This window comes from Streptomyces sp. NPDC048442 (assembly GCF_040651475.1).
Lineage (GTDB): Bacteria > Actinomycetota > Actinomycetes > Streptomycetales > Streptomycetaceae > Streptomyces.
On record NZ_JBEZKB010000038.1, the window covers coordinates 16514 to 38101 of the forward strand.

General features: G+C 68.7%; 21 protein-coding genes and 4 pseudogenes. 13 read left to right on the forward strand and 12 right to left on the reverse strand.

The features are described from left to right. Window positions 1-94 precede the first annotated feature (94 nt). The 3 genes from AB0D18_RS36835 to AB0D18_RS36845 all read left to right on the forward strand — a co-directional run bounded on the left by AB0D18_RS36835 (window position 95) and on the right by AB0D18_RS36845 (window position 4453). Window positions 95-1867, forward strand: a complete 1773-nt coding sequence (locus tag AB0D18_RS36835) for a hypothetical protein (RefSeq protein WP_362429121.1) — start codon at window positions 95-97, stop codon at window positions 1865-1867. A gap of 140 nt (window positions 1868-2007) precedes the next feature. Further along, a complete protein-coding gene (locus tag AB0D18_RS36840) occupies window positions 2008-3489 on the forward strand; it encodes an amino acid permease (RefSeq protein ID WP_362429124.1) in 1482 nt (493 codons plus the stop codon). A gap of 712 nt (window positions 3490-4201) precedes the next feature. Beyond that, on the forward strand, window positions 4202-4453 hold the full coding sequence (locus AB0D18_RS36845; protein ID WP_362429126.1) for a hypothetical protein: 252 nt from the start codon (window positions 4202-4204) through the stop codon (window positions 4451-4453). A 1110-nt stretch (window positions 4454-5563) separates the two neighbouring features. On the opposite strand, the gene AB0D18_RS36850 is transcribed toward AB0D18_RS36845, so the two are convergent. Both AB0D18_RS36850 and AB0D18_RS36855 read right to left on the reverse strand, forming a co-directional pair. Beyond that, window positions 5564-6022 carry a hypothetical protein gene (locus AB0D18_RS36850; protein WP_362429129.1) on the reverse strand — a complete coding sequence of 153 codons (459 nt, stop codon included), beginning with the start codon at window positions 6020-6022 and terminating at the stop codon, window positions 5564-5566. After that, window positions 6019-6717 (reverse strand): NucA/NucB deoxyribonuclease domain-containing protein, encoded by a 699-nt coding sequence (locus AB0D18_RS36855; RefSeq protein ID WP_362429132.1) that lies wholly within the window; start codon window positions 6715-6717, stop codon window positions 6019-6021. The genes AB0D18_RS36850 and AB0D18_RS36855 overlap by 4 nt, the downstream gene beginning before the upstream one ends. A 282-nt stretch (window positions 6718-6999) precedes the next feature. Between AB0D18_RS36855 and AB0D18_RS36860 the strand changes: the two genes are divergently transcribed. Further along, window positions 7000-8175, forward strand: a complete 1176-nt coding sequence (locus AB0D18_RS36860) for a UDP-N-acetylglucosamine--N-acetylmuramyl-(pentapeptide) pyrophosphoryl-undecaprenol N-acetylglucosamine transferase (RefSeq protein WP_362429135.1) — start codon at window positions 7000-7002, stop codon at window positions 8173-8175. A gap of 11 nt (window positions 8176-8186) precedes the next feature. On the opposite strand, the gene AB0D18_RS36865 is transcribed toward AB0D18_RS36860, so the two are convergent. Next, window positions 8187-8597, reverse strand: coding sequence for a low molecular weight phosphotyrosine protein phosphatase (locus tag AB0D18_RS36865; RefSeq protein WP_362429137.1), 411 nt, complete (start codon window positions 8595-8597; stop codon window positions 8187-8189). Between the two features lie 8 nt (window positions 8598-8605). Here AB0D18_RS36865 and AB0D18_RS36870 point away from each other — a divergent pair, with 8 nt between their 5' ends. Beyond that, window positions 8606-8815: a hypothetical protein gene (locus AB0D18_RS36870; protein ID WP_362429140.1), complete on the forward strand. Its 210-nt coding sequence runs from the start codon at window positions 8606-8608 to the stop codon at window positions 8813-8815. 43 nt (window positions 8816-8858) lie between these two features. Here the strand turns inward: AB0D18_RS36870 and AB0D18_RS36875 are convergent, their stop codons facing one another. Then, complete coding sequence (locus AB0D18_RS36875; RefSeq protein WP_362429142.1) at window positions 8859-9476, reverse strand: hypothetical protein; 618 nt, start codon at window positions 9474-9476, stop codon at window positions 8859-8861. Window positions 9477-9620: 144 nt separating this feature from the next. On the opposite strand from AB0D18_RS36875, the gene AB0D18_RS36880 reads away from it, so the two are divergent. After that, entirely contained in the window at window positions 9621-10196 is a 576-nt protein-coding gene (locus tag AB0D18_RS36880) for a hypothetical protein (protein ID WP_362429145.1), read from the forward strand. A gap of 82 nt (window positions 10197-10278) precedes the next feature. Here AB0D18_RS36880 and AB0D18_RS36885 read toward each other — a convergent pair whose 3' ends face one another. Both AB0D18_RS36885 and AB0D18_RS36890 read right to left on the reverse strand, forming a co-directional pair. Beyond that, window positions 10279-10596, reverse strand: coding sequence for a hypothetical protein (locus tag AB0D18_RS36885; RefSeq protein ID WP_362429147.1), 318 nt, complete (start codon window positions 10594-10596; stop codon window positions 10279-10281). 87 nt (window positions 10597-10683) lie between these two features. After that, window positions 10684-11031, reverse strand: coding sequence for a hypothetical protein (locus tag AB0D18_RS36890; protein WP_362429150.1), 348 nt, complete (start codon window positions 11029-11031; stop codon window positions 10684-10686). A 227-nt stretch (window positions 11032-11258) separates the two neighbouring features. On the opposite strand from AB0D18_RS36890, the gene AB0D18_RS36895 reads away from it, so the two are divergent. Next, on the forward strand, window positions 11259-11555 hold the full coding sequence (locus AB0D18_RS36895; RefSeq protein WP_362429152.1) for a hypothetical protein: 297 nt from the start codon (window positions 11259-11261) through the stop codon (window positions 11553-11555). Window positions 11556-11680: 125 nt separating this feature from the next. On the opposite strand, the gene AB0D18_RS36900 is transcribed toward AB0D18_RS36895, so the two are convergent. The 4 genes and pseudogenes from AB0D18_RS36900 to AB0D18_RS36915 form a co-directional block, all read right to left on the reverse strand. Further along, complete coding sequence (locus AB0D18_RS36900; RefSeq protein ID WP_362429232.1) at window positions 11681-11818, reverse strand: DUF4265 domain-containing protein; 138 nt, start codon at window positions 11816-11818, stop codon at window positions 11681-11683. A gap of 18 nt (window positions 11819-11836) precedes the next feature. Next, window positions 11837-11993, reverse strand: a pseudogene (locus tag AB0D18_RS36905) (IS5/IS1182 family transposase); the annotation flags it as partial. A gap of 58 nt (window positions 11994-12051) precedes the next feature. Beyond that, window positions 12052-13638: pseudogene (locus AB0D18_RS36910) on the reverse strand (ATP-binding protein); the annotation flags it as partial. Further along, window positions 13638-14030 carry a hypothetical protein gene (locus AB0D18_RS36915; protein WP_362429155.1) on the reverse strand — a complete coding sequence of 131 codons (393 nt, stop codon included), beginning with the start codon at window positions 14028-14030 and terminating at the stop codon, window positions 13638-13640. The gene AB0D18_RS36915 and the pseudogene AB0D18_RS36910, both read right to left, overlap by 1 nt. 364 nt (window positions 14031-14394) lie before the next feature. On the opposite strand from AB0D18_RS36915, the gene AB0D18_RS36920 reads away from it, so the two are divergent. Continuing rightward, entirely contained in the window at window positions 14395-14712 is a 318-nt protein-coding gene (locus AB0D18_RS36920) for a hypothetical protein (protein WP_362429158.1), read from the forward strand. Between the two features lie 95 nt (window positions 14713-14807). Here the strand turns inward: AB0D18_RS36920 and AB0D18_RS36925 are convergent, their stop codons facing one another. Next, window positions 14808-15476, reverse strand: coding sequence for a hypothetical protein (locus AB0D18_RS36925; protein WP_362429161.1), 669 nt, complete (start codon window positions 15474-15476; stop codon window positions 14808-14810). A gap of 469 nt (window positions 15477-15945) precedes the next feature. Here AB0D18_RS36925 and AB0D18_RS36930 point away from each other — a divergent pair, with 469 nt between their 5' ends. The 4 genes and pseudogenes from AB0D18_RS36930 to AB0D18_RS36945 all read left to right on the forward strand — a co-directional run bounded on the left by AB0D18_RS36930 (window position 15946) and on the right by AB0D18_RS36945 (window position 20728). Beyond that, on the forward strand, window positions 15946-16341 hold the full coding sequence (locus AB0D18_RS36930) for a hypothetical protein (protein WP_362429163.1): 396 nt from the start codon (window positions 15946-15948) through the stop codon (window positions 16339-16341). Window positions 16342-16484: 143 nt separating this feature from the next. Then, a pseudogene (locus AB0D18_RS36935) lies at window positions 16485-17926 on the forward strand (NF041680 family putative transposase). 413 nt (window positions 17927-18339) lie between these two features. Next, a complete protein-coding gene (locus AB0D18_RS36940; RefSeq protein ID WP_362429166.1) occupies window positions 18340-19119 on the forward strand; it encodes a hypothetical protein in 780 nt (259 codons plus the stop codon). A gap of 125 nt (window positions 19120-19244) precedes the next feature. Continuing rightward, window positions 19245-20728, forward strand: a pseudogene (locus AB0D18_RS36945) (NF041680 family putative transposase). On the opposite strand, the gene AB0D18_RS36950 reads toward AB0D18_RS36945, so the two are convergent. After that, on the reverse strand, window positions 20696-20965 hold the full coding sequence (locus AB0D18_RS36950) for a CoA transferase (RefSeq protein ID WP_362429169.1): 270 nt from the start codon (window positions 20963-20965) through the stop codon (window positions 20696-20698). The pseudogene AB0D18_RS36945 and the gene AB0D18_RS36950 sit on opposite strands and share 33 nt — an antisense overlap. Between AB0D18_RS36950 and AB0D18_RS36955 the strand changes: the two genes are divergently transcribed. Then, window positions 20960-21571: a glutamate-cysteine ligase family protein gene (locus AB0D18_RS36955; RefSeq protein WP_362429170.1), complete on the forward strand. Its 612-nt coding sequence runs from the start codon at window positions 20960-20962 to the stop codon at window positions 21569-21571. The two genes, AB0D18_RS36950 and AB0D18_RS36955, sit on opposite strands and share 6 nt — an antisense overlap. Window positions 21572-21588: the final 17 nt, after the last annotated feature.

Sequence of the window (21588 nt, forward strand, 5' to 3'; positions counted from 1 at the left end):
ACCCGCGCCCTCACCCCGGCGCGCGTGCGGCAGCACCACCGGCACACCCCGTCGCACGTCCCCTCTGTCCGCCGTCGAGGCCCCTAGGACTCCCATGCGATCCCTCCGCACCAAGCGCGCCAAGGCGACCCTGGCCGCCGCAGCGGTCGCCGCCACCGTCGCGACCCTGCTCGCCCCCGGCACCTCCGGCGCGACCGCCACCGCCGCCACCGACCCCCATATCCCCGACGTCTGCGAGGACCGCCGCCCTGGGCCAGCCGACCCCGGCGCGTACGGCATGCAGCTCGACGGCACCTTCCGCCACCCGGCGCTCACCCCCGTCGACGAGGAGCACGAGCACACCTTCCCGGGCCGGAACAAGGACTACGACACCAAGTCCTACATCAAGAACATGAAGGTCGAAGCCGCCTACGAGGGCGCCGACTTCACCCCCGACCACTTCCACACCTGGCAGAACGTCGTCGACTTCGACGGCCGCCGCTACATGTTCCAGTACGACCGTTCCGAGGGCCGCGTCTACGACATCACCGACGTCAAGAAGGTCAAGGTCGTCGAGAAGACGACCCGCAACGACGTCGAAGGCGACGAGATCAAGGGCAACGCCTCCTGGGCGCCCCACGACTACTGGGGCGCCTCCACCATCCAGTGGAACAAGAAGCTCGGCGCCTACGTCATGGTGATGAGCTTCGAGGACAAGCGGCAGATCTCCGAGCTGACCGACGAGCCCGAGCACGACAAGTACCACTACCCCGAGGGCGTGCAGAAGCTCCGCCAGAAGCCCGGGCTGAAGGGCTTCAAGGTCTTCCGCCTCGACGGGCCGCGCAAGAAGGACTGGAAGCTCCTCGCCACGGTCTCCACCGACTCCACGCAGCAGGACCCGCTGACGTCGGACCCCGGCAAGGCCCAGCAGGGCTCCGGTTCGCTGGACGTGCCGTACTGGACCGGCGAGAAATACATGTTCCTCGCCACCGCGCCCGACGACACCTACTCCGGCAACGAGTACCCGACCAACCTGCACTCGGCCGGCTACCAGTCCTGGGACATGTCCGACCCCGCGCGCCCGAAGCTCCTCGACACCTGGCACCTGCCCGGCCAGCGCACCGGCGAGGACGCGGCCTACCGCAAGAACCCGCGCTGCGGCAACCGCACCAGCTGGATGGGCGCGCGCATGCCGCTGTTCATCCCCAGGCCCGTGGAGAAGGGCGGCCGTTACGCCTTCGCCGCGATGGGCGGCTACGGCCTGACCGTGCTGGACATCTCCGACCCGGCCGACCTGAAGACCGTCAGCCACCTCGACCTGCCGCCGTCCGTCTCCGGCACCGAGGGCGACAACATCGACGTCTCGCAGTACGAGCGGACGGGCCTGATCTACTTCTCGGGCTACCCGCTCACCGAGGACTGCTACGAGCCGTACAAGGACGTCTACCAGATCGACGCCAAGGACCCGAAGAACCCGCGCGTCGTCGGCGTCCTGCCCCGCCCGACCCCGCCGAAGTCGGCCGGCTTCCACGACTACTGCCAGCGCCGCGGCAGCTTCGGCCCCAAGCGCACCGGCTACTACACCAACCCCGGCAAGCACGACGCGGGCGTCCTCGGCTACGGCTTCTACAACGCGGGCGTGCAGTTCTTCGACGTCTCCAAGCCCGCGAGGCCCCAGATCGAGGCGTACTTCGTGCCCAAGGCGTACGGCTCCGGGACCCCCGACTACGCGTACGGCAACCAGACCCACGGCGTGTACGTCGAGTGGGACCGCAACATCGCCTGGGCGCTCACCAACCACGGCATCTACGCCCTGTCCGCGCCCCAGGTGCTCGGCCGGCCGCACCTGACCCGCCCCGAGAAGCCGTTCCGCAACAGCGAGTTCTAGACCAACAGGTCCACATCGTCAGCGAGTTGACCCGAAGAACAGGTCGGGCCCCTGTCCGGGGGCTTCCCGGGGGCGGCGGCTGAACCGCCTGCCGCCCCCGCCTCCCAGCGCGCACCACCGCACAGAAGGACGCCCCCTCCATGGCCGCTCAGGAAAGACCCGCCCACGCCACCCCATCCGCCCCCGACGGCAAGCCGCAGGGGTTGGGCGCCCCGCCCGCCCCCGACGGCAAGGGGCAGGGGCAGGGCCTGGTCCGCTCGCTCACCCACCGCCAGACCACCATGATCGGCCTCGGTTCGGCGCTCGGCACCGGCCTGTTCCTCGGCTCCGGCTCCGCGATAGGCGCCGCGGGACCCGGCGTGATCATCTCGTACGCGATCGGCGCGGCCCTCGTCGCCGTCATCGCCGTCCTGCTCGGCGAGATGTCCGCGGCCCACCCCGTCCAGGGCTCCTTCGGAGCGATCGCGCACAAGTACCTCGGCCCCTGGGCCGGGTTCGTCACCCGCTGGATGTACTGGTTCAGCGCCGTCGTCGTCATCGGCACCGAAGTCGTCGCCGCCGCGCTGTACATCCGCTGGTGGTGGCCCGGCATCCCGATGGGCGTGGCCATCCTCGCAGTCGCCGTCCTGGTCCTCGCGGTGAACATCATCAACGTCAAGTCCTTCGGCACCACCGAGTTCTGGCTCTCCACCATCAAGGTGACCGCGCTGTGCGCATTTATCCTGTGCGCCGCCTTCCTGGTCTTCTTCGGCCTGCCCGACACCGAAGTCACCGGCTTCGTCCACCTCACCGACGACGGCGGATTCGTGCCGCACGGCGCCAAGTCCATCTGGATCGCCATGTCCGTCGTGATGTTCGCGTACGCCGGGTTCGAGGTCGTCGCCATCGCCTCCGCCGAGGCCGTCGACCCGCAGCGCACCATCCGTACCGCCATGCGCCAACTCGCCTGGCGCCTCAGCGTGTTCTACGTCCTGGCCATCACCCTGGTGATGGCCCTCATCCCGTGGAAGCGGCTGGCCTCCGGCGACGGCAGCGTCGAGGCGAGCCCGTTCGTCCGCGTCTTCACCGACATCGGCGTGCCCGCCGCCGCGACCCTGACCAACCTCGTGGTACTCATCGCCGCCGTCTCCGCGGCCAACGCCCACCTGTACGGCGCCTCCCGGCTGCTGCACTCCCTCGGCGACGACGGCCTGGCCCCGGCCCCGCTGGCCCGCCTCACCGGCCGCGGCGTCCCGGCCGCGGCACTCGCCGCCTCCACCCTGGGCATCGCGGTCGCCGCGCTGCTCGCCTTCTACGACGTCGGCGGCATCTTCAGTATCCTGATGTCCATCGCCCTGTTCGCGGTGCTCCTCGTCTGGCTGCTGATCCTCGCCTCGTACGTCGCCTTCCGCCGCCACCGTGACGCGCACCCGGAAGAGTTCACGGGCTTCAGCGTCCCCGGCGGCCCCAAGCTCGCCGTAGTGGCAGGGGCAGGCGTGCTCGCCGTCGCCGCGACCGCGATCGAGGTGCCGGACATGCGGCAGGCGGCGGGCGTGGGCCTGGCGTTCACCGCCGTGCTCCTAGTGGGATACACGGCGGTGGCGTGGCGCCGGAAGGGGGCGGGAACCGGCGCCGGGCGGTAACCCCTGAGCTGCGCGCATTCGCGCAGGTTGCGGTGGAGTGGCAGAGCGGCCCACCGCGATCGCCGTGTGCGAGGTCCCTCCCACGGGCGCACCCGGCCCCCCAACTGTCGCCCCGCCAGCGGGCTTCGCTGGCCTCGCACTGCAGTCGTGCGCATCTGGTGCCAGTAGTGGAAGTCGGCCCCGAGGAGACCCGGTCCGTGGCACAGGACGTGATCACAGTTGCATGTCGTCATGGTCTGCCAACGACCAGCCAGCGCGGCTGGGCGCCGGTTTCACCTGCTCAGTCCTCGCTCTCGCACCCTATGGCGGCACAGACAGCGAGTACCGGCCTGGAAACTGACTGGTGGAGTGAACCGGTGGCGTACCAGCACTCCGATCGGAGCACGAGGGGGGTGACTTGGGCCTGCGGGAAGCGTTGGGCCGGTCGTGACGAAGACTGCTTACCACTCCAGCAAGGTCAGTGCCGTCCCGGTCAGCGCGCCGCAGACGTGCCGTTCCTCTTGACGACTTCCCAAGGGGAGGCCGCACACACGCTGTTGAGCTACGTGGGGTCGCTGGGCCTGCCCGGTCCCGAAGCCCAGCTCGTTGCCGCGGTGGTGACCGTACAGGCCGCACGTGGAGGTGTCGGCAACCTCACCGGGCAGGATCGTCCTCGCTGCGGCTGGTGGATGCCTGCGGGGCCGTTGACGCCCTGCGCGACCTGGGCTGACAGATGGATGGCGCACTCCTGGACGGTGATCCCTCGGCGCCTGTCCCCGTCACCGTTCCCGCCCCGGCCCGAGAGGACGACCATCCGCTGCCCTTCGGCAAGCAGACGCGCTCCCGGGTGTCCGGATGGACAACCCGGGCTCTGGCGGCCAAGCCGGTCAAGAAGCTTTCCCCTGGCGCGCGGCTGGCCGGCTTGTTCCTCGCCGCGCACAGCACGTCCAAGCTCCACGAGCAGATCCCGCCGGACCTCCCCTAGGTCTGCGGGCTACCCTGCCCGATCTCCTGCGGAAGGGATTCCTCGCAGAGCTGTCCGAGGACCGTTACCGACTCGACCCCGCAGTACGCCACTTGTCGGGCTTGCTCCGGCCCACTGAAGAGGAGCAGGCGGCGAAGGCCGCGAAGTCCCAAGGCAAGATCGCGCTTTCGCGAAAGCGGGGGTTCGAGTTCGACACTGCCGTCTGGTCGGCGTGGAAGACGGCAGCAACCCCCGCGCTGCGACGGCACGTTCGAGGCGGTCGAGTTCTGTGCACTGTGCGCTCTCGAACCGAGGCAGGTCGCGGAGCCATTCATGGGGCGTGTTCGTCCCCGGGTCTTCCACAAGTGGATGAAGGCCGCCTATGGCGAATGGTAAGGATGCCCACGCGGACCGCGGCCCACAGGCTACCGAGTTCACCGTGGCCTTCCGGGCCGAGTACGGCCATGGCCCGTCGCACAACCAGATGTGCTCGGGTCTGGGCCGGTCCGTGAACCGATCGGTGCGGGGCTTCATCGTGCGGCGGCTGCTGGCGAACGAGTGGCTGGCAGACACGAATCCTGTCCGGTGGACACTGCGCCCGGGTAAGGCGGCTCAGGCCGGGGCATCGTGCTTCCCCAGGCGCGAGGCGCGACTCACCGCGCACGCAGGGTCGTAGCCCGACCAATTCGGTAGTGGCAGGAAGTGGCCTCTGGCGCGGAGCCGGGACGATCTGTACATCCGCGGACCATGAACTGGACCACTGCGCTTGCTGTGTTCGGTACGAGTATGGGTGCCCTCGGTGTCGCCTGGAGGGTCTGGAACCACTGGCTCACCGGCGGTTCGCGTTATCGCGGTCAATACGGACGGATGCGCAGTGAGAACAAGTAGATACGGAGGCTCGTTATCAACTGCACGGCTCTGGCGTGGAGTTGCAGTATGGGTATGCGCAAACTCCGGGAGTGCTGCCCCCGCCCCCGAGCCGGGACGACGCCGAGGGCGGCGAGCCTGGGCCAGCCCTGGTGCTGAAGGGGAGGCTTCTGTATGGGGGTGTGCCTTGAGCACTGCCCCGTTCAACGACCTGTGTGCGCGGTGGGTCACGGCTAGCGTTCCGCGGACTCCGGCTCCTGGATGTCATGTGCGGGAGGCGGGCCAGGTCTGCAGGTGGTAGTGCTCGCCGGAGTCTTCGTCGGGACCGGTGGTGTCGAGGGCGTATGCGTGGGCGCGGCCGTGGTTGTGGAGGCGCAGGCGGTAGGTGCCGGGGCCGTGCGGGGTGAGGGAGGGCAGGTCGTCGAGCGGGCCGTCCTCGTAGCCGTGGACGACGAGTGTGCCGGTGGTGGAGGTGAGCGTGGTCTCGGCGATGTACTCCCACGTTCCCGGGGCGGTGCCGGGGTCGGTGGCCTCGGTCTGGACGGTGACGTGGACGTTGCCGGTGTGCAGGCCGGTCAGGATGAGCGCGGCGTCGTCGGCGACGGCCAGGACGCCGTTGACGGCAGCATCGACCGGGGGCACTAGGTCTGTGCCGAGCTCGGGATCGGCGAGGTAGAACTGCCGGTACTCCACCCACACCTCGACCGGGCTGCTGACGCTCATGTGCCGTTCACCCAGAACGCGTCGCCGTTCAGGATCCGGTGGTCCCTGTACGCCTTGAGGAGATAGTTCGAGCCGCCCGCGTCGCTGGTGTGCTTCGCGTTGATCATGCGGCGGCTGTAGGTGCCGGACGCCCCGCCCTCCTTGGTGGAGGCGAAGGGAAACTCGTCGCAGCTTTTGCCCGGCGGGCGGGGCAGGCGCTTCGGACAGGCCGCGCCGCGGTTCTTCGCGATCAGCTTCTTGTCCACGGTGCGGTGCAATGGCCTGCCCTGCCCGAACAGGCCGGGATGGCCGGCCAGCTTCCGCTGGGCATCGAAGACGTGCAGGGCTGCTTCGCTGACCTTCGGGTCCTGGCTGGAGAGCGTGAAAGTGGGGGCGCCGCGGGGTGGATGCAGCAGTTTCCTCGGCGCCTCGCTCTTCGTGCTCTTGCACGCCGGGGTGCCCCGCCCGCACCACGGGCTCACCTGCCCGGCGATCCCGGGGGCCGCCCCGGTCACCTTCGTGGGGCGCACCGTCACGACGCGCTTCCACGTACAGGAGTCCCGCGCCGCCGGCGTGGTGCGCTGGGCGAGGGCGAGCTGCGTCAGCCCCACGCGCTTCTTCGTCCTCGTCTCGTAGATGACGATCTGCCCGGACGTCTGCTGACAGCCCCCATACCGCAACGCCCGCAGCGGTCCCCACGCACGCATCCGCACCATTCAATTCCCCTCACGCAAAGGATCATTGGGGCAAATCCCCGGGCCCTTCATAGCGTCCTCAACCCCAGGGGAACGACGAACTCCCGACGAGGTCACTCGAACGGCAGACTCGCGCTGGTGCCCCAGCCGGCGGCTGGACCGGGCGGGGGCGCATGGCGACGATCCCGCTTGGTGCAGGCGGGCAGAATCGGCTGCCGCTCCCCAACCGGTGCGTTATGGAGCGGGGTCAGCTGCGGCCGGAAGTGTGCTTCCGGTGAGGGGCAAGCCAGTAGGGTGCCGCGGGTGACTACTTCGCGCCTTCCGCAGATTTTCCGCCTGATTGTCACGGGGGGAGGTACTGGGGGTCATACCTATCCGGCCCTGACGGCGATTCGTGCGCTGCAGGCCCGGCTGGCGGTGGACGGCAGGTCGCTGGACGTGCTGTGGATCGGTACAGCGGACGGCTTGGAGGCCCGCGTCGCCCCGGCGGAGGGCATTGCTTTCACCACGGTCGCCACGGGCAAGATCCGGCGCTCCAGCAATCCGCTCAAGATGGTGTCGCCGGCGAACGTGAAGGACATGGCGCGGGTGCCGCTCGGGGTGGCTCAGGCGCGGAAGATCGTCGCTGATTTCCGGCCGGACGTCGTACTCGCCACCGGCGGGTACGTGGCTGTTCCCGCAGGCCTGGCCGCGCGGTTGTGCCGTCGCCCGCTGGTGCTGCACGAACAGACGGTGCGCCTGGGGCTGGCCAACCGGAAGCTGGCGGGCTCGGCGACGCGGATCGCCGTGTCCTCGGAGTCGTCGGTGCCGCTTCTGCCGGAGTCGGTACGGGGCGCTGCGGTGGTCACCGGTAATCCGATCCGGCCCGAGGTGCTGTCCGGGCACGCGGACAAGGCCGTGGGGGCGTTGGGGCTGCACGGGTTCGACCGGCGGCTGCCGACCGTGTACGTCACGGGCGGTGCGCAGGGCGCTCAGCAGATCAACGGTGTCGTCGCCGACGCGCTCTCGTGGCTGCTGCGGCGGGCGAACGTCGTTCATCAGTGTGGTCCGGCCCACATGGACGGGCTGCGGCGGAGCGCGGCGGCCTTGCCGTCGGATCTGGCGGGCCGGTACTACGTGAGCGGGTTCGTCGGCCCGGAGCTCCCGGATGTGCTGGCGCTGGCCGATGTGGTGATCTCCCGCAGCGGGGCAGGCACGCTCGCCGAGTTGACCGCGCTGGGCAAGCCCGCGGTGTTCATCCCGCTTGCTACGTCGGCGGGGAACGAGCAGGCGCACAATGCCCGCCACCTGGAGGAGGCCGGCGCTGCCGTAGCCCTGCTCGGCGATGTCACGGCCGACCACTTGAGGGACGCGATCGGCCCCCTGCTCACCGACTCCGTACGGCGGGAGGCGATGGCGGAAAGGGCCCGTGCGCACGGACGTCCCGACGCGGCGGACAGACTCGTCGAGGTGATCCTCTCCGCCGCCTCCGGCGCCTGAACCGCGCCTGCTTACGGGCGGCGGCCGAGGTGGAGCAGGGTGCCCGCCTCGACCAGTACGGCGCACTCGTGGAACGTGTCGTCACTCTGGCCCATCGGGTCGGGGACGTCCCGGTCGCCGAGGTAGCGGCTGCGCTTGTGTGCGTTCCTCTCGCCGCTGACCGCCTCCAGCGTGCTCAGCACGGCGGCGCCCATGGCCAGGATGTCGTCGGCCCACTCCAGCATTTCCAGGTTGATCTGTTGCGCCCGATGAGGGGTGAGGTCGTGGCCCAGGCGGCGAGCGGCGTTGGTCATGGACGGGTGGGCGGGCCGGTCCTGCCACTTGCTGATCAATCCGGCTGTACGCACGGCCACTGCGCCGCGGCCTCTGTGGGCCAGAGCAGCCTGGGCGAGCGGGGAACGGCAGTAGTTCCCCAGCCACACGGCCAGCAGTGGCCCTGGAGAAGCTCACCTGGCGGCACTGGGCAGGCAACGAACGCCACCAGCACTTCTCGTACGACCAGAAACTCCCCATCGTCGTCACCGACTTCGACATGCTCCGCGAACACGGCCCCGCCGGAACGATCTTCTGCCGCTCCGGCCGGACCGACCACCAGACCCTCCTCCCAATCCGTCGGCAACCCCGAGGCGGGCCGACATGAAGAGGCGGGCCGTGCCAGTCGGTGGCACGGCCCGCCCAGGACGTCACTTCACTTCCCGCCGCGCTTCGTCGCGCAGATCCGAGGCGATCTGCGCGGCTTCCTCGACGGAGACTTTCTTCCCGCTTTGGGCGCCGTGGTTCTTCGGTTCCACCACGCCGATGGTGCTGTAGTCGGCCCAGACGCACACGGTCTTGTAGTCTGCCCCCGCTTCTTTGAAGACCTGGCACTTCATCACAGCGTTGTCCAGGCCCGCGGGGGCCACCGGCTTCGGCTCGCCCACGGCCTTCGCGCCGTGCTCCGAGATGCCGACCCAGCCCGTGATCCAGCCCGGGTCGGCGATGACCCGGTCGAGGGATTGCTGTGGATCTGCTATCTCGCCCCAAACTCCGTCGAAATCGATCGACGGCGAGCGGTCGTCGCCCTTTCTGGTGCGGTAGACAGGGTCGATGCCGCGGGCCCGCTTGACGCCCACCTGTTTCATGTTGTCCTGGTTGACCTCCTCGTCGGTCTCGCCCGGGTTATCCAACTTGTACTCACCCGCCACGATCCTCGGCACCGTCAGCTCGTAGTCCTTTCCGTCGTTCTTCAGCTCTGTGCCGCCCGGGTCCCTGCCCAGGAAGTACCAGAGGCCGCCTGCGGTCAGGGCGATAGTGAGGGTCACGGCGATGATGATGCCGACCGTCTTGCCGCCGCTCCTGCCGGCCGGGAGTGGCGGGCCCGCAGGCGGAGGCGGGAACTGCCCGCTGTACGGCCCGGGCTGCTGCGGAGGCGGGTGGTAACTCAAGGCTCCCCCTTTGGGATCGTCATGTACACGCACACCATGCCGGACTCGGCCGGTTCCTGGGTGCGGTCCGCGCTGGTCGAGGCCTGGGCCACCGCACGGATGTTTCCAGTGCCCAGGTCACAGGCGTGCCGACTGAAATCTTCAGTGCTGTCCGACATTGGGGCGGCGTGCGAACAGCCGGAAGAGGAAACGTGCAACCGCGAGCCCACCGAGCAGGAATGGCGCGACTTCCAACAGCACTTCGAGTTCCCCAAGGTGTCCCTCGGCACCTGCGGACGGCCCTACGGAACCCCTTGCAAGCACGAACACGCCTGCATCCGCTGCCCGGTCCCCCAGATCGATCCTCGCCAGCGTGGCCGCCTCGTCGAGATCATCCAGAACCTCCGCGACCGCATCCGCGAAGCCCGCGGTAACGGCTGGCTCGGAGAAGTCGAAGGACTCCAGGTCGGCCTCGACGCCGCGACGGCCAAGCTCAACAGCCTCAAGAACACCCCCGCCGACGGACGCCCTCAACTCGTCGACCTCGGGATGCCCGTCTTCACCAGCAACGCGCCAACGCCTCAACTCGATACAGGAGAACCCGAACTGCCCGGCTGACCACCTCCCACCGCTGAAGCACTCACCGGCCCCGCTCCAGGCGGGGCCGGTGAGTGCTTCAGCGGTCACCAGGCCAAGCCAGCTACTGTTCAGATCCACCGCCCTGGGCCGGGCACTGCCAGTCAGCCGCATCGATCGCATCGCCCGCCGTGTCACTGAGGTGGAAGCAGTTGCCGTTGGCCCACACCGTGACCGAGTCCCGCCGATGGTCGACCTGGAATGGCTCGTCCCCACGCAGCGTTCCGGACCAGGAACCGTCTTCCGCCGGCGAGTGGGTGACAACGACGCAGGTCTGCCCCGGCAGGAGCTGGTAGGCATCTGCCCATGGCTCCACGGTCAGCTCCAGCGGCGCTTCACCGTCATTCCTGACCAGCAGCCGTGCGGTTCCCCCAGCGAACATCTCAAGCACCTCTCGTTGCCCCGCAGGCGCTCCCCGTGCGCCCCCGAGGCCGGACCAGTCCCTGCCTCGACTACTGTCCCGGGCCACTCATGTCCGCAGAGTCTCTCCTTGCGGGTCGTAGCAGATCAGCCCGTACTCGCGCGCCAGCGAAGCGGCGTACTCGGAGACTTCTTTGGCCCGGACGTAGGACATGAGTAGGTACACGATCAGTCCCGAGGCTTCATCAATGACCGGAGGAGATGCCCATGGACTGTCACGGCCATCCTCCGGATAGCGCTCGATCAAGGCGTTCACATAGGCCTCGATGCGCGGAGAGGGCGGCACAGCCGTCTCCTCCGATTCGAGGTAGCGCTCGTACAACTCATCGAAGGCCGGGCCCGCCGCATCGTCATCGAGCGGCTGCTCACCGTCCCACACAGCAAGGTCGTCACTCACGACCAAATGATCGCAGGGGTGGTGATGGGGCGAGTCGGCACCTCGGGTGCCGGCTGACACCGCCCACCTGCGGCGGCTTCAACGCCCTGGCCCGAGCGCACAAACCTTGATCGTTTCTTAGTCCGGAAAAGTTCGGTCGTGGTCGCCGAGGAGGTTGCGGAGTGCCTGCGTGCCGCCAGGTACGGCGTGGAGACCGAGCACCAGCACATCGACCGGCCGATCCTCCCGTGAGCTGGCAACCGCTCCTCACCGTGCACGAACTGGCCGCGCTGCGCCTCCTCGCGCGCGGCCTGCACCATCTGGAGATCGCCAGGGAGCTCGGGGTGCGCCCGGAGACCGGGGGGAGGCTGCTGCACGGTGCACAGATCCATCTAGGAGCGCGCACCCTCGCCCACGCGGTCGCGCGCGGCTATGAAGCCGGCATCATCCAGCCCGCAGGCGGCACGACCGACCAGGCACGGAGCATGGTCGCGACCGACCTCAGTCAGGGCACCTGCGACATGTGCGGTGCCCCGAATTCCTGATTCGGAGGCCGACCTCCTCGACCGCTGGGAGGCGGGCGATCTCCAAGTCGCCGGGAAGCGATCAACAAAGATCCTCTGCATCACAGGTCAGGCCCATTCGTGAACCGCGCCAACGGCAGTAGCGCTCATTGCGGGGCAGTGGCCTTCCAGGCAGCGGTGACGCACCCTTCTTCCCAGTGCCACCACTCCTTCGCCTCTCCGTGTTCCAGGAGCTTGCGGATCTTGTGCAGGTCCGCATCGGGCGGGACGTCCAGAGCGACCATTCGGTACTGGTCGATCCCTTCGACGGTGTTGCGTTGTTTGTATGCCTCGCGGTCGAAGGCTGGAGGGCCTGCCGCCTCGGCTGCCGCGCCGCAGCCGGTTGCCTTGCTGGTCTGCCGGGACGGGGATCACTGCCCGGATGCCGCGCTTGCGTAAGTGCTCGCGAATGGCGCGTGAGGGCGGCGGACCTGGTGTGGGCTTTGATCGCCGCTTCGAACCGCCGTACCTCCTGCAGGGCGCCGCCGAGGTTGTTCAATGTCATGCCTTCGCGGTGGTGGTCGCCGAGTTCGCGGTGGATGGCGGCAGCCTCGGTGAGGACGTCGATCGCCTCCTTGAACTGCCGCACCCCCACCAGGGCGACACCGAGGTTGCCCAACGCCATGCCCTCGCCGTGGCGGTCGCCGAGGTCACGGAGGATGGCCAGGGCGGTGGTGGTGACGCTAATCCAGTCGTCGAAGAAGCGGCGGTAGTTGAGGAATTCGTCGAGGGCGAGGGCGAGGGCGGTGCTGGTGCGGGGGTGGCCGTGGGGTGGGGTGGCGGTGGCGGTGGCGGTGGCGGTGGCGATGAGGTTGGGGCGCTCGTCGTCGAGCCAGGCCAGGGCGTGCTGGCGGTCGGAGAATCGGGGTGAGGTGGTGCCCGGCAGGGCTTGCAGGTGAGTGCTGGCGGGCTCGGTAGCGCTCTGGTAATAGTCGAGCAGGCGGGTGCGGGCGGTATCGCGGTGGTCAGCGCCGGACTGGGCGCGTCCCTGCTGGTCGGCGTAGAGGCGGATCAGATCGTGGAGTCCCCAGCGGCCCCAGGTCCTTCCGGGTTCGATCAGGTGGGCGCGGGCCAGGTCCTGCAGAAGGACCTCGGTTCCGTCTGGGTCGGTGTCGGCCAGGCGGGCGGCGGATTCGGTGGACACGTCGGGGCCGGCGTTGAGTGGCAGCAGGGGGTGGTTCAGTCGGGTGTGCTCCGCTTCCAGGCCTTGGGCCAGGGAGGCCAGGGGGCGGGTGGGGGTGTCGGCGAGCAGGGCGGCGGCGATCCGGAGGGCCAGCGGCAGGCTCGCGCACAGCCGGGCGATGGTCGCGGCGTCCTCGGGCGCGTTCTGCACGCGGGTGTCGGCGGTGCCGCGGGCCTGCAGAAGGATCTGGTGGAGGAGTTCCACCGAGGCGTGCGCATCCAGGGTGTTCAGGTCGTGGAGGCGGGCGTCGATGTCGAGGGTGGGGCGGGAGGTGAGCAGGGTTGCGGTGGTGCCGTCGGTGGGCAGCAGCGGGCGGGCCTGCTCGGCGGTGGAGGCGTTGGCGATGACAACCAGGATGCGCCGGTCCTGTTCGGCGAAGGCGGCCAGCACGCTGCGGTACAGCCGGGAGCGGTCCTGCAGACCCGCCGGGACATACTCACCGGGCATGCCCAGAGCGCGCAGCAGACCGTCCAGGGCACGCTCGGGAGACAGGTGACGTTCGGGGTCGTAGCCGAACATGTCGACGAACAGCACCCCGCCGGGGAACCAGCCCGGCCTCTTCAGCGCCCGGACGGCGCTCTGCATGACGAGCTCGGTCTTGCCGACCCCGGCCAGCCCCACCGCCGCGACCAGCACCGCGCGTTGCTCCGGGCCGCCGGGGGCCAGGGCCTGCAGCAGGTCGTCCATCGGCTGCTCGCGGCCGGTGAAGGTAGGCGAAGCCGGGGGCAGTCCGGACAGTGCCGGGGTGATCTGCGGGGGCAAGTGGACAGTGATGTCCCGGCCCTGGATCACCGCTTGGAAGAACACCCCGCCGCTGATCGTGTTGGGCCCCGGCCCACCCGTACCGCTCTTGTCCAGCGCCCCCTGACCGGGCATCTCCATCAGCCTCCCGGCGGCGTGCCGGGGCCGGCCTCGGCCGGTGGAGAAGACGGAGGCTGGGGTTGGGTGGTGAAAGTGGTGTCGGAGAAGTCCCTTCCCTGTAGTGCCGACCTGCGGAAAGTGCCGCCACTGATCGTGTTTGCCGTACCCCCGTCACCGGCCTGGCGCACCGCCGGATCCCCGCCCGCCCGCGGCGCTGCCGGACTCTGCGGGCTGGGGTGCTGCAGCGTGTACACCGACACAACCAGCGCGGCCAGGCCCACGATCGTGCCCGCGATGCCCGCTACCTGACCCGCCGTATCCAGGTCCGCCGCCACCACCAGCACGATCAACCCGACAGCCAGCAGCCCGCCAACCACCAGCCCGGCCCAGGCCCACACTCGCTGCCGCCTCATACCAGCAGGTATCCTCCCCACCCCGGGACTGGGAGCCGCCCAAGTCACAACGAGCCGCCACCGAACGAGCCCCTCCTCACCCCGACGTCACAGAAGCCCCTCGGATGCTCTCCGCACACGCAGGTCGGCGTACCCTCCGGTGTTCCACCACCGGTACGAGCCGGACCCGGCCGGAGGTGGTGGTCGTCAGCACGTGCAAGCAGCGGCGGACCTTCTCCTTAGTCTTTTCCGTCGAATCCTCAGCCCGCTCTACTCCTTGAGGAACGCAGCCAGTTCTGGCCGAGACGGCATCTGCGAAATGCCTCCGGCCTACTTTGACCCGCGCCATTGCTGACCCGTTCTCTGGGGTGGGATCGTGGCCGGCATGGTCGACACGCGCTCGCGGCGGTACGAGGCAGCCGCCCGCAGGATGTTCTGGTCCGGCATCATCCTGTTGCTGCTGGGTCTGGCTGCTCTCGCGGCCGCGCGGACGGACGGCGCTCGTCCGTGGGTGTGCGACCTGGGCTGCCGCCCGGCGGCGAATACAGCGTGGGAGATCGTCAGAACGCTCGGTGCGGTGGGCGCGGGCCTGGGCGCGCTGCTTGGGGCCGCCGCCGTGCTCATGGCTACCCTCCGCCGCCCACCGGCCCCTCCGCTGCCGAGCGGTCCTTCAGCCGGGTCAAGCAACACCGGGCCGGAGTAGTCCCTCTGTCCTCTGCGTTATCGGAACATCCGCCAGTACCTGCCGATCGCGATCCCAGCCCCAGCCCCGGCGAATCAGGGAAACAGAACCGACTCCTACCGCCACGAAAGATGAGTGCAGTGAGCAGCGATTCTTAGTAGGTCACCACATGTGGCCTCGCTGTGCCGTCGGCGCAGAGAATACGGCGCCGGTTCTGAGAACCCACAGGCGACGGGTTCGTTGATGCCGTGATGCCGTGTTCGTTGAGGAGTGTGCGCGGTCTGATGCAGGAGTTCGGCTTCGGCGGGCAGGATCCGCCAGCGGAAGCGCTGGTACTGCAGCCGTTGACTGCCGGTGGAGGGTGCGACGTCGGGGTGGGCCGGGTGGGGAGGTGATCCGGTCAGGGCCTGGAAGATCCAGCGCTGGGCATGTGCGGGTCCGGGGCAGTGGTTCGAGCGCAGCCGGCGCTGCAGGTCCCTTAGCTGCGGGTCGAGGAAGCGGGTGCGGGTGGTGAACAGGGCGCGCCGGCGGGCGTAGTCGATGGGTGCCCCGTGGGTGTCGAGGTGGTCGGCCAGCAGGATCAGCGCGTGCAGGACGTCGGCACAGTTGTCCCGGCGGGTGAGGGTGGACACGTTGTGGCTGCTGACGGTGGCGCCCGTCAGGCGTGTCGCCGCGGCGATCGAGGTGGTGTTGTCAACCAGCAGGCAGGCGACGTACAGGAGTTCGTCCGCGCGGCGGGCCACCGGCTTGCCGTCAAGGTGGCGGGGGAGAGCCGCAGGGACCATGCGGGCCACAGGGCCGTTGGCAGGTGGCGGGCCCTGACGTCCTGGTTGGCCGGAGGACGGGTGGAGCGGACGGCGGTGCGGTGGCGCAGGCGGGCGACGGGCATGAGCTGTGCTTTCCGGCTGCCGCGCAGGGCTGCTTCGAGTACGGGTGAGACGCCGGATCTGCGAAAACTACACGCTCTACAGGTTCCGACAGCCTGCGGGCCCGACGAAGAATCCGTGCGGCCTGCCGTGGCAGGCCGTGGTGGTCCGCTCCTGCTGAGCTGCCACCGGCTGCCGTGAACGTGAAGGTGCCTTCTGAGCTGGAACGATGAGCCTTGCCGAGGGGTTCTGTCGGTCCAGGTGGAAGGCACTTTCTACGTGAGCTGGTTGCTTAACGTCCCGAAGATCGTTCTGGAATCCAGGGAATGCGTTCGGATGTGCAACACCGCGCCGGTATGGCTGATTGTGCCCCCAGTAGGCTGCGGGCGTGATGATGAAGAGGACATGCAGACAGTGGCTCGCCGCCGCCTTCATCGCTTCTGTTGTACTCACCGTGGGGTGCGCCCGCACCGTCAACATCGATGCTCTGTCAGGCGAGTACCGCAACGAGAAGACCGGCGGACAGATCCGCCTCGCGAGCGACGGAGTATTCACCGCAACGCATGTGTCGACCAGCTCCGGCTCCGACCCCGCCGACTTCCACGGCCAATGGAAGTTCGTCGACAGCAGCACGGCCAGGGACTTCATCTATCTCGACATCGAGGACGACGGCCTCGGCAAGACCGCCGGTATCCAGCTGTACCCGAGCGGCGACCGGTCAGTGGAATTCAGCGCCCCGGATGACCCATGGTCCCTGGTGCTCACCAAGGTGCCCGCGCCGTAGAAGTCCCACTTCGCGGCTGCGGGCCTGACCCATGGTGTTGGCCTGGGCAGTCACTCTTTGGGGTGAGCGCTGGGCCCGGAGACAGCCTTCCTCTTGATTCTGAACTCTGCTGAGACGCACGGGAGTTCGTGAGAGGGCATGTGATGAACGTGTTGGTGCCGGACCGTGAGAAGACAACGTTCGGGAACCTGTCCCGATTCCGGACAGCCTTCTACGGGTGTCTGTCGGCGCGGGCCGACGCGTTCTTCGAGCTCACAGACGCCCTTCTGTGTGCGGACGGGCCGGTGCGGACGCCGGTGGAGTTGTCGCTGACGGCCGAGCACCGCCGAGGGTACGGCTCGCTGTACGGCGCCCTGAACCAGGGTCGGCTCGACACGCATGTCTTGCGTGACCTGCTGGTTTCCCTGCCTCTTCCGCGGTTCGACGGGCGGATCGTGCTCACGGTGGACGTCTCGCCGTGGCTGCGATCAGACGCCGCCTGCTCGCCGGATCGGCTGTTTTGCCTGGTCCACGGCCGCAACGGCCGTTCATCGGATCACGTGGTGCCTGGCTGGCCGTACTCATTCGTCGCCGCGCTCACCCCGGACCGAACCTCGTGGACTCAAGTCCTGGACACGGTCCGGCTGGGGCCCGCCGACGATGCTGCGGCCGTTACCGCCGACCAGCTGCGGACCGTGGTTGAACGACTCATCGCAGTTGGCCAATGGCAGACCGGCGACCAGGACATCCTGGTCGTGATGGACGCCGGCTACGACGTGATGCGCCTGGCCTGGCTGCTGTCCGACCTGCCCGTAGAGCTGGTCGGACGCCTACGCTCCGACCGTGTCCTGCGGCTGCCGAAGCCGCCTCGCATCTACGACTCCAAGGGCGGCCGCCCACCGAAGCACGGACCGGAGTTCCGCCTGGCCAAGACAGAGACCTGGCCGGAGCCCGCAGTCGTAACCAGGAACGACACGCCCCGCTACGGCAAGGCCGAGACAAGAGCGTGGACCGGGCCCACCCCCGGCTCACACCGCTCAGCCTGGATCGACCTGGACGGCGAACTCCCCCTGGTCGAAGGCACGCTGATCCGGCTCAAGGTCGACCACCTGCCCGGCTACCGCGACACGCCACCCATCTGGCTGTGATCCTCCGCAACCGACGCCAGCCCGGACGACGTCGACTTCGTCTGGTCCTGCTACCTGCGCAGGTTCGACCTGGAACACACATTCCGCCTGTTCAAGCAGTCCCTGGGCTGGACTCGCCCCCGGCTGCGGGACCCACAGGCGGCAGACCGGTGGACCTGGCTTGTCATCGCTGCCCACACCCAGCTCCGCCTCGCCCTGCCCCTGGCTGTCGACCAGCGCAAGCCCTGGGAGAAAACCACTCGGCCCGGCACCGCGCTCACCCCGGCCCGAGTCCGCCGCGGGTTCAGGAACATCCGCCCCCACCTGGCCAGTCCGGCCCGTACACCCCAAACCCACCCGGCCGGGACCTGGACGGCCACCCGGAAACCATCAACCGCCACCCCGCCACCCGCTACGACGTGGGCAAGACCGTCAAACGCCCCGAGACACTCATCGCTCTACGTGACAAGCGACCATAAGGAGCAAGTTAAGCTTGATCCTTAACATCCCGAAGGCCACGTGGGTTTTTCTGTTGTCATCGGGACGCCGCCTTCTGGTGCAGTCAGTTGAGTACTGGTGTGCTTTGAGGCGCCAGTGACTGTCGGTGGCTGGTGGCAGGATCACCGACATGGGTTTCATACGTACTACTCCGCCGCGGCCTGTCGGTGTGGCTGCGGTCTTTCCCGAGCTGGCTCCCCTGGCGCGGCCTGCGATCCGGTTGCACCCGCGGCCGGGTTCGCCTTCGTTCAGGGACAGTTCGGTCGGTGGGCCGTTGTTGTGGCCGGTCCAGGAGCCGTGGCCGCACTGCGAAGACGCGCACCTGCACGTGGACACGGGAGTGGGCCAGTCACCGACCGCAGTACGGCTTGAGAGGCGCCTGCAGTCCCGGCCGTTGACACCGGAGGAGGAGGCGCTCGAGAAACTCGATTCCGCGCGGCTCGCTGAGCGGTACGAGGCCGGCCCTCCCTGGCCCGAGGAATGCCCGGCCCCGTTGTTGCCGGTGGCTCAGCTGTTTCTGCGTGACATCCCCCTGTTGCAGCCGCCCGGCCAGGCTGATCTCCTCCAGGTCCTGTGGTGCCCGTACGAGCATGAACCGGATTGCAAGCCGTCGACCGCACTGTTCTGGCGGTCGGCCGCGAAGGTGGGCGACATCCTTGCCACACCACCGCAACCGTACGAGGCGGGCTATCCGGGGTATGTGCCGGAGCCGTGCGTGCTGGCACCAGAAACGATCACCGAGTACCCCAACAGTCTGGATCTGAGCCCGGAGCTGCAGCTGATCCTGGATGACTGGAACAGGTGGCAGACAACCGACGTCGACAGCTCGTACGCAAAGTTTCCGCGCGCGTTCTACGACACACATCTGGGCAACGCACCGGGCTGGAAGGTCGGCGGCTGGCCCCCGTGGGGCCGCACCGACCCGTACCGCCGCTACTGTGCCGTGTGTGAGGTAGAGATGGTCCCGTTGCTGACGATCGCCTCCTGGGAGTGGGACGGCGACCAAGGCCGCAGCTGGGCGCCGCAGACAAACCAGGCCGCCGCGGCTACCTCTCACTACGTGGGCCAACACCCCGCGCAGCCGACAGGGGTGGAAGTAGGCAGCACGGACAACATGCAGATCTACGTCTGCCCCGCATCCCCCGAGCATCCGCACACCGACCTAATCCAATGACCTATCGGCCATGCGTGTCCTGCTCGCACGGTCACTCTTTGGAGTGACCGCAGGGTATGAGGGAGCCTTTCTCGTGATCCTGAACTCTGCCAGGAGTGAGAGAAGTTCACCAGGAAGGCCGTGCGATGGGGGCGCTGCCGCAGGTCGGCGGGCGGGGTGCGTTCGCGGAACTGTCACGTTTCCGGACAGCCTTCCACGGCTGCTTGTCCGCGCGGGCCGATGCCTTCTTCGAGGTTTCCGATGCACTGCTGTGTGCGGACGGCCCGACACGGACGCCGGTCGAGTTGTCGCTGCTTGCCGAGCACCAGCGCGGTTACGGCTCGCTGTACGGTGCCCTGAACCAGGGTCGGCTCGACACGGACGCCTTGCGTGACCTGATGGTTTCCCTGCCGTTGCCGCGGTTCGACGGGCGGATCGTGCTCACGGTGGACGTCTCGCCGTGGCTGCGCTCGGACGCCGCCTGTTCGCCGGAGCGGCTGTTCTGCCTGGTCCACGGCCGTAACGGTCGCGCATCGGACCACGTGGTGCCGGGCTGGCCGTACTCGTTCGTTGCCGCGCTCACCCCGGACCGCACCTCCTGGACGCAAATCCTGGACGTGGTCCGGCTCGGCCCGGCCGACGACGCCGCAGCCGTGACGGCCGGACAGCTGCGGGCTGTGGTCCAGCGCCTGATCACGGTCGGCCAGTGGCAGTGTGGGGACCCGAACATCCTGGTGGTGATGGACGCGGGTTACGACGTGATGCGGCTGGCCTGGGTGCTGCGCGATCTGCCCGTCGAGCTCGTCGGGCGCCTGCGCTCCGACCGGGTCCTGCGGCTGCCGACGCCGCCGCGCGTCTACGACCCCAGGGGCGGCCGTCCGCCCAAGCACGGACCGGAGTTCCGTCTCGCAAAGCCGGAAACCTGGCCGGAGCCGGCAGTGGTCACCGTGAACGACACCTCCCGCTACGGCAAAGCCGAAGCCCGCGCGTGGGACCGGGTCCATCCCCGGCTCACCCACCGCTCGGCCTGGATCGACCTGGACGGGGAACTCCCGCTGGTCGAGGGCACCTTGATCCGACTTGACGTCGATCACCTGCCCCGCGACCGTGACGCGCCACCGGTCTGGCTATGGTCCTCCGCCACCGGCGCCACCCCAGGCGAAGTCGACTTCATTTGGTCCTGCTACCTGCGCAGATTCGACCTGGAACACACCTTCCGTGTGTTCAAGCAATCCCTGGGCTGGACACGCCCCCGCCTGCGCGACCCGCAGGCGGCAGACCGGTGGACCTGGCTCGTCGTCGCAGCCCACACCCAGCTCCGCCTCGCACTCCCCCTGGCAGTAGACCAGCGCAAGCCCTGGGAGAAGACCACCCGGCCCGGCACCGCACTCACACCGACCCGGGTGCGGCGGTGGTTCAGGAACATCCGTCCTCGCCTCGGCAGTCCGGCCCGCGCACCTAAACCCGCCCGCCCCGGCCCTGGCAGGCCGCCCGGACTTCCCAACCGGCATCGGCCCACCCGCTACGACGTGGGAAAACCCTCAAGCGCCCTGAGACCTTGACCGAACGCGACCGAAACAGATCGCAGCGATCACCATTAGCAACACAGAGATTGACCGATCCAGGTTAAGGAACAAGCTAAGAACTTGTCCTCGAAGGTGGCGAGGGACAGCAGGCGGCCGTCCGCTGTGGTGAAGACGCCGGCGTCGCCCTGGACGAGTCCGGACGTCAGAGGGTCCTCGATGCGCAGCAGGGGAAGGGTGAACAGGGAGCACCACGCCGTGGTGGACTCGCGGAGGGAGACGTCGATGTGCTGGCCCTCGCCGCCGCCGGCCAGCGCGGCGGTGAGGGCGAGTGCGGCGTGCATGGCGCCGACCATGTCGCCGATGCGGACGCCGGGGCGGGTGATCGCCTGCGGGTGTGGGCGCCCCTGCTCATGGCCCTCTCGTCGAACTCACCGTTCTGGAACGGCGCCGATACGGGCTACGCCAGCTGGCGCACCCTGCTGTGGGGCAGATGGCCGACAGTCGGCTCCCCGCCCTCGGTCGAGGACTACGAGCGAGTGGTGCGCGCCGTAGTCGCCGGCGGAGCGGCCATGGATCCCGCGATGCTGTACTGGCAGGTGCGTCCTGCGCTGGTGAGCGAATCCCGCGAACGGATCCGCAGCGGACGAGCTACACCTCCCGTGCCGGAAAGCGTACTGCGGGCCGCCACGTGGCGCGCTGCGCGAGAGGGCATGACAGGTTCCCTGCTGGATGTGGAGGGTCCCGACCCGGTGGCCGTTCCCGCATGGCAGCTGATCGACAACCTGGTGGGGCAGGCGGAAACTCATCTGTCTTCCTCCGGCGACCTGCGGGCCGTGACGAATTGGCTGGCTGACCTGAGAGAGCGAGGCACGGGTGCTGCCCGGCAGCGCAGGGTCGCCCAACGCAGTCAGGGCGGCTCGCGGCGGTGGTGGACGCGCTCCGGGTGAGCGCGTGAGCACGAGAG

Bases quoted from the DNA above. Each gene is read 5' to 3' on its own strand.
- AB0D18_RS36920 (WP_362429158.1), top strand. From the start codon at position 14,395: ATGGTCGACACGCGCTCGCGGCGGTACGAGGCAGCCGCCCGCAGGATG.
- AB0D18_RS36900 (WP_362429232.1), bottom strand. From the start codon at position 11,818: ATGGTCGCTCTGGACGTCCCGCCCGATGCGGACCTGCACAAGATCCGC.
- AB0D18_RS36840 (WP_362429124.1), top strand. From the start codon at position 2,008: ATGGCCGCTCAGGAAAGACCCGCCCACGCCACCCCATCCGCCCCCGAC.
- AB0D18_RS36915 (WP_362429155.1), bottom strand. From the start codon at position 14,030: ATGAGGCGGCAGCGAGTGTGGGCCTGGGCCGGGCTGGTGGTTGGCGGG.
- AB0D18_RS36850 (WP_362429129.1), bottom strand. From the start codon at position 6,022: ATGAGCGTCAGCAGCCCGGTCGAGGTGTGGGTGGAGTACCGGCAGTTC.
- AB0D18_RS36925 (WP_362429161.1), bottom strand. From the start codon at position 15,476: ATGGTCCCTGCGGCTCTCCCCCGCCACCTTGACGGCAAGCCGGTGGCC.
- AB0D18_RS36950 (WP_362429169.1), bottom strand. From the start codon at position 20,965: ATGCACGCCGCACTCGCCCTCACCGCCGCGCTGGCCGGCGGCGGCGAG.
- AB0D18_RS36885 (WP_362429147.1), bottom strand. From the start codon at position 10,596: ATGTTCGCTGGGGGAACCGCACGGCTGCTGGTCAGGAATGACGGTGAA.
- AB0D18_RS36855 (WP_362429132.1), bottom strand. From the start codon at position 6,717: ATGGTGCGGATGCGTGCGTGGGGACCGCTGCGGGCGTTGCGGTATGGG.
- AB0D18_RS36845 (WP_362429126.1), top strand. From the start codon at position 4,202: ATGGATGGCGCACTCCTGGACGGTGATCCCTCGGCGCCTGTCCCCGTC.
- AB0D18_RS36880 (WP_362429145.1), top strand. From the start codon at position 9,621: ATGTACACGCACACCATGCCGGACTCGGCCGGTTCCTGGGTGCGGTCC.
- AB0D18_RS36835 (WP_362429121.1), top strand. From the start codon at position 95: ATGCGATCCCTCCGCACCAAGCGCGCCAAGGCGACCCTGGCCGCCGCA.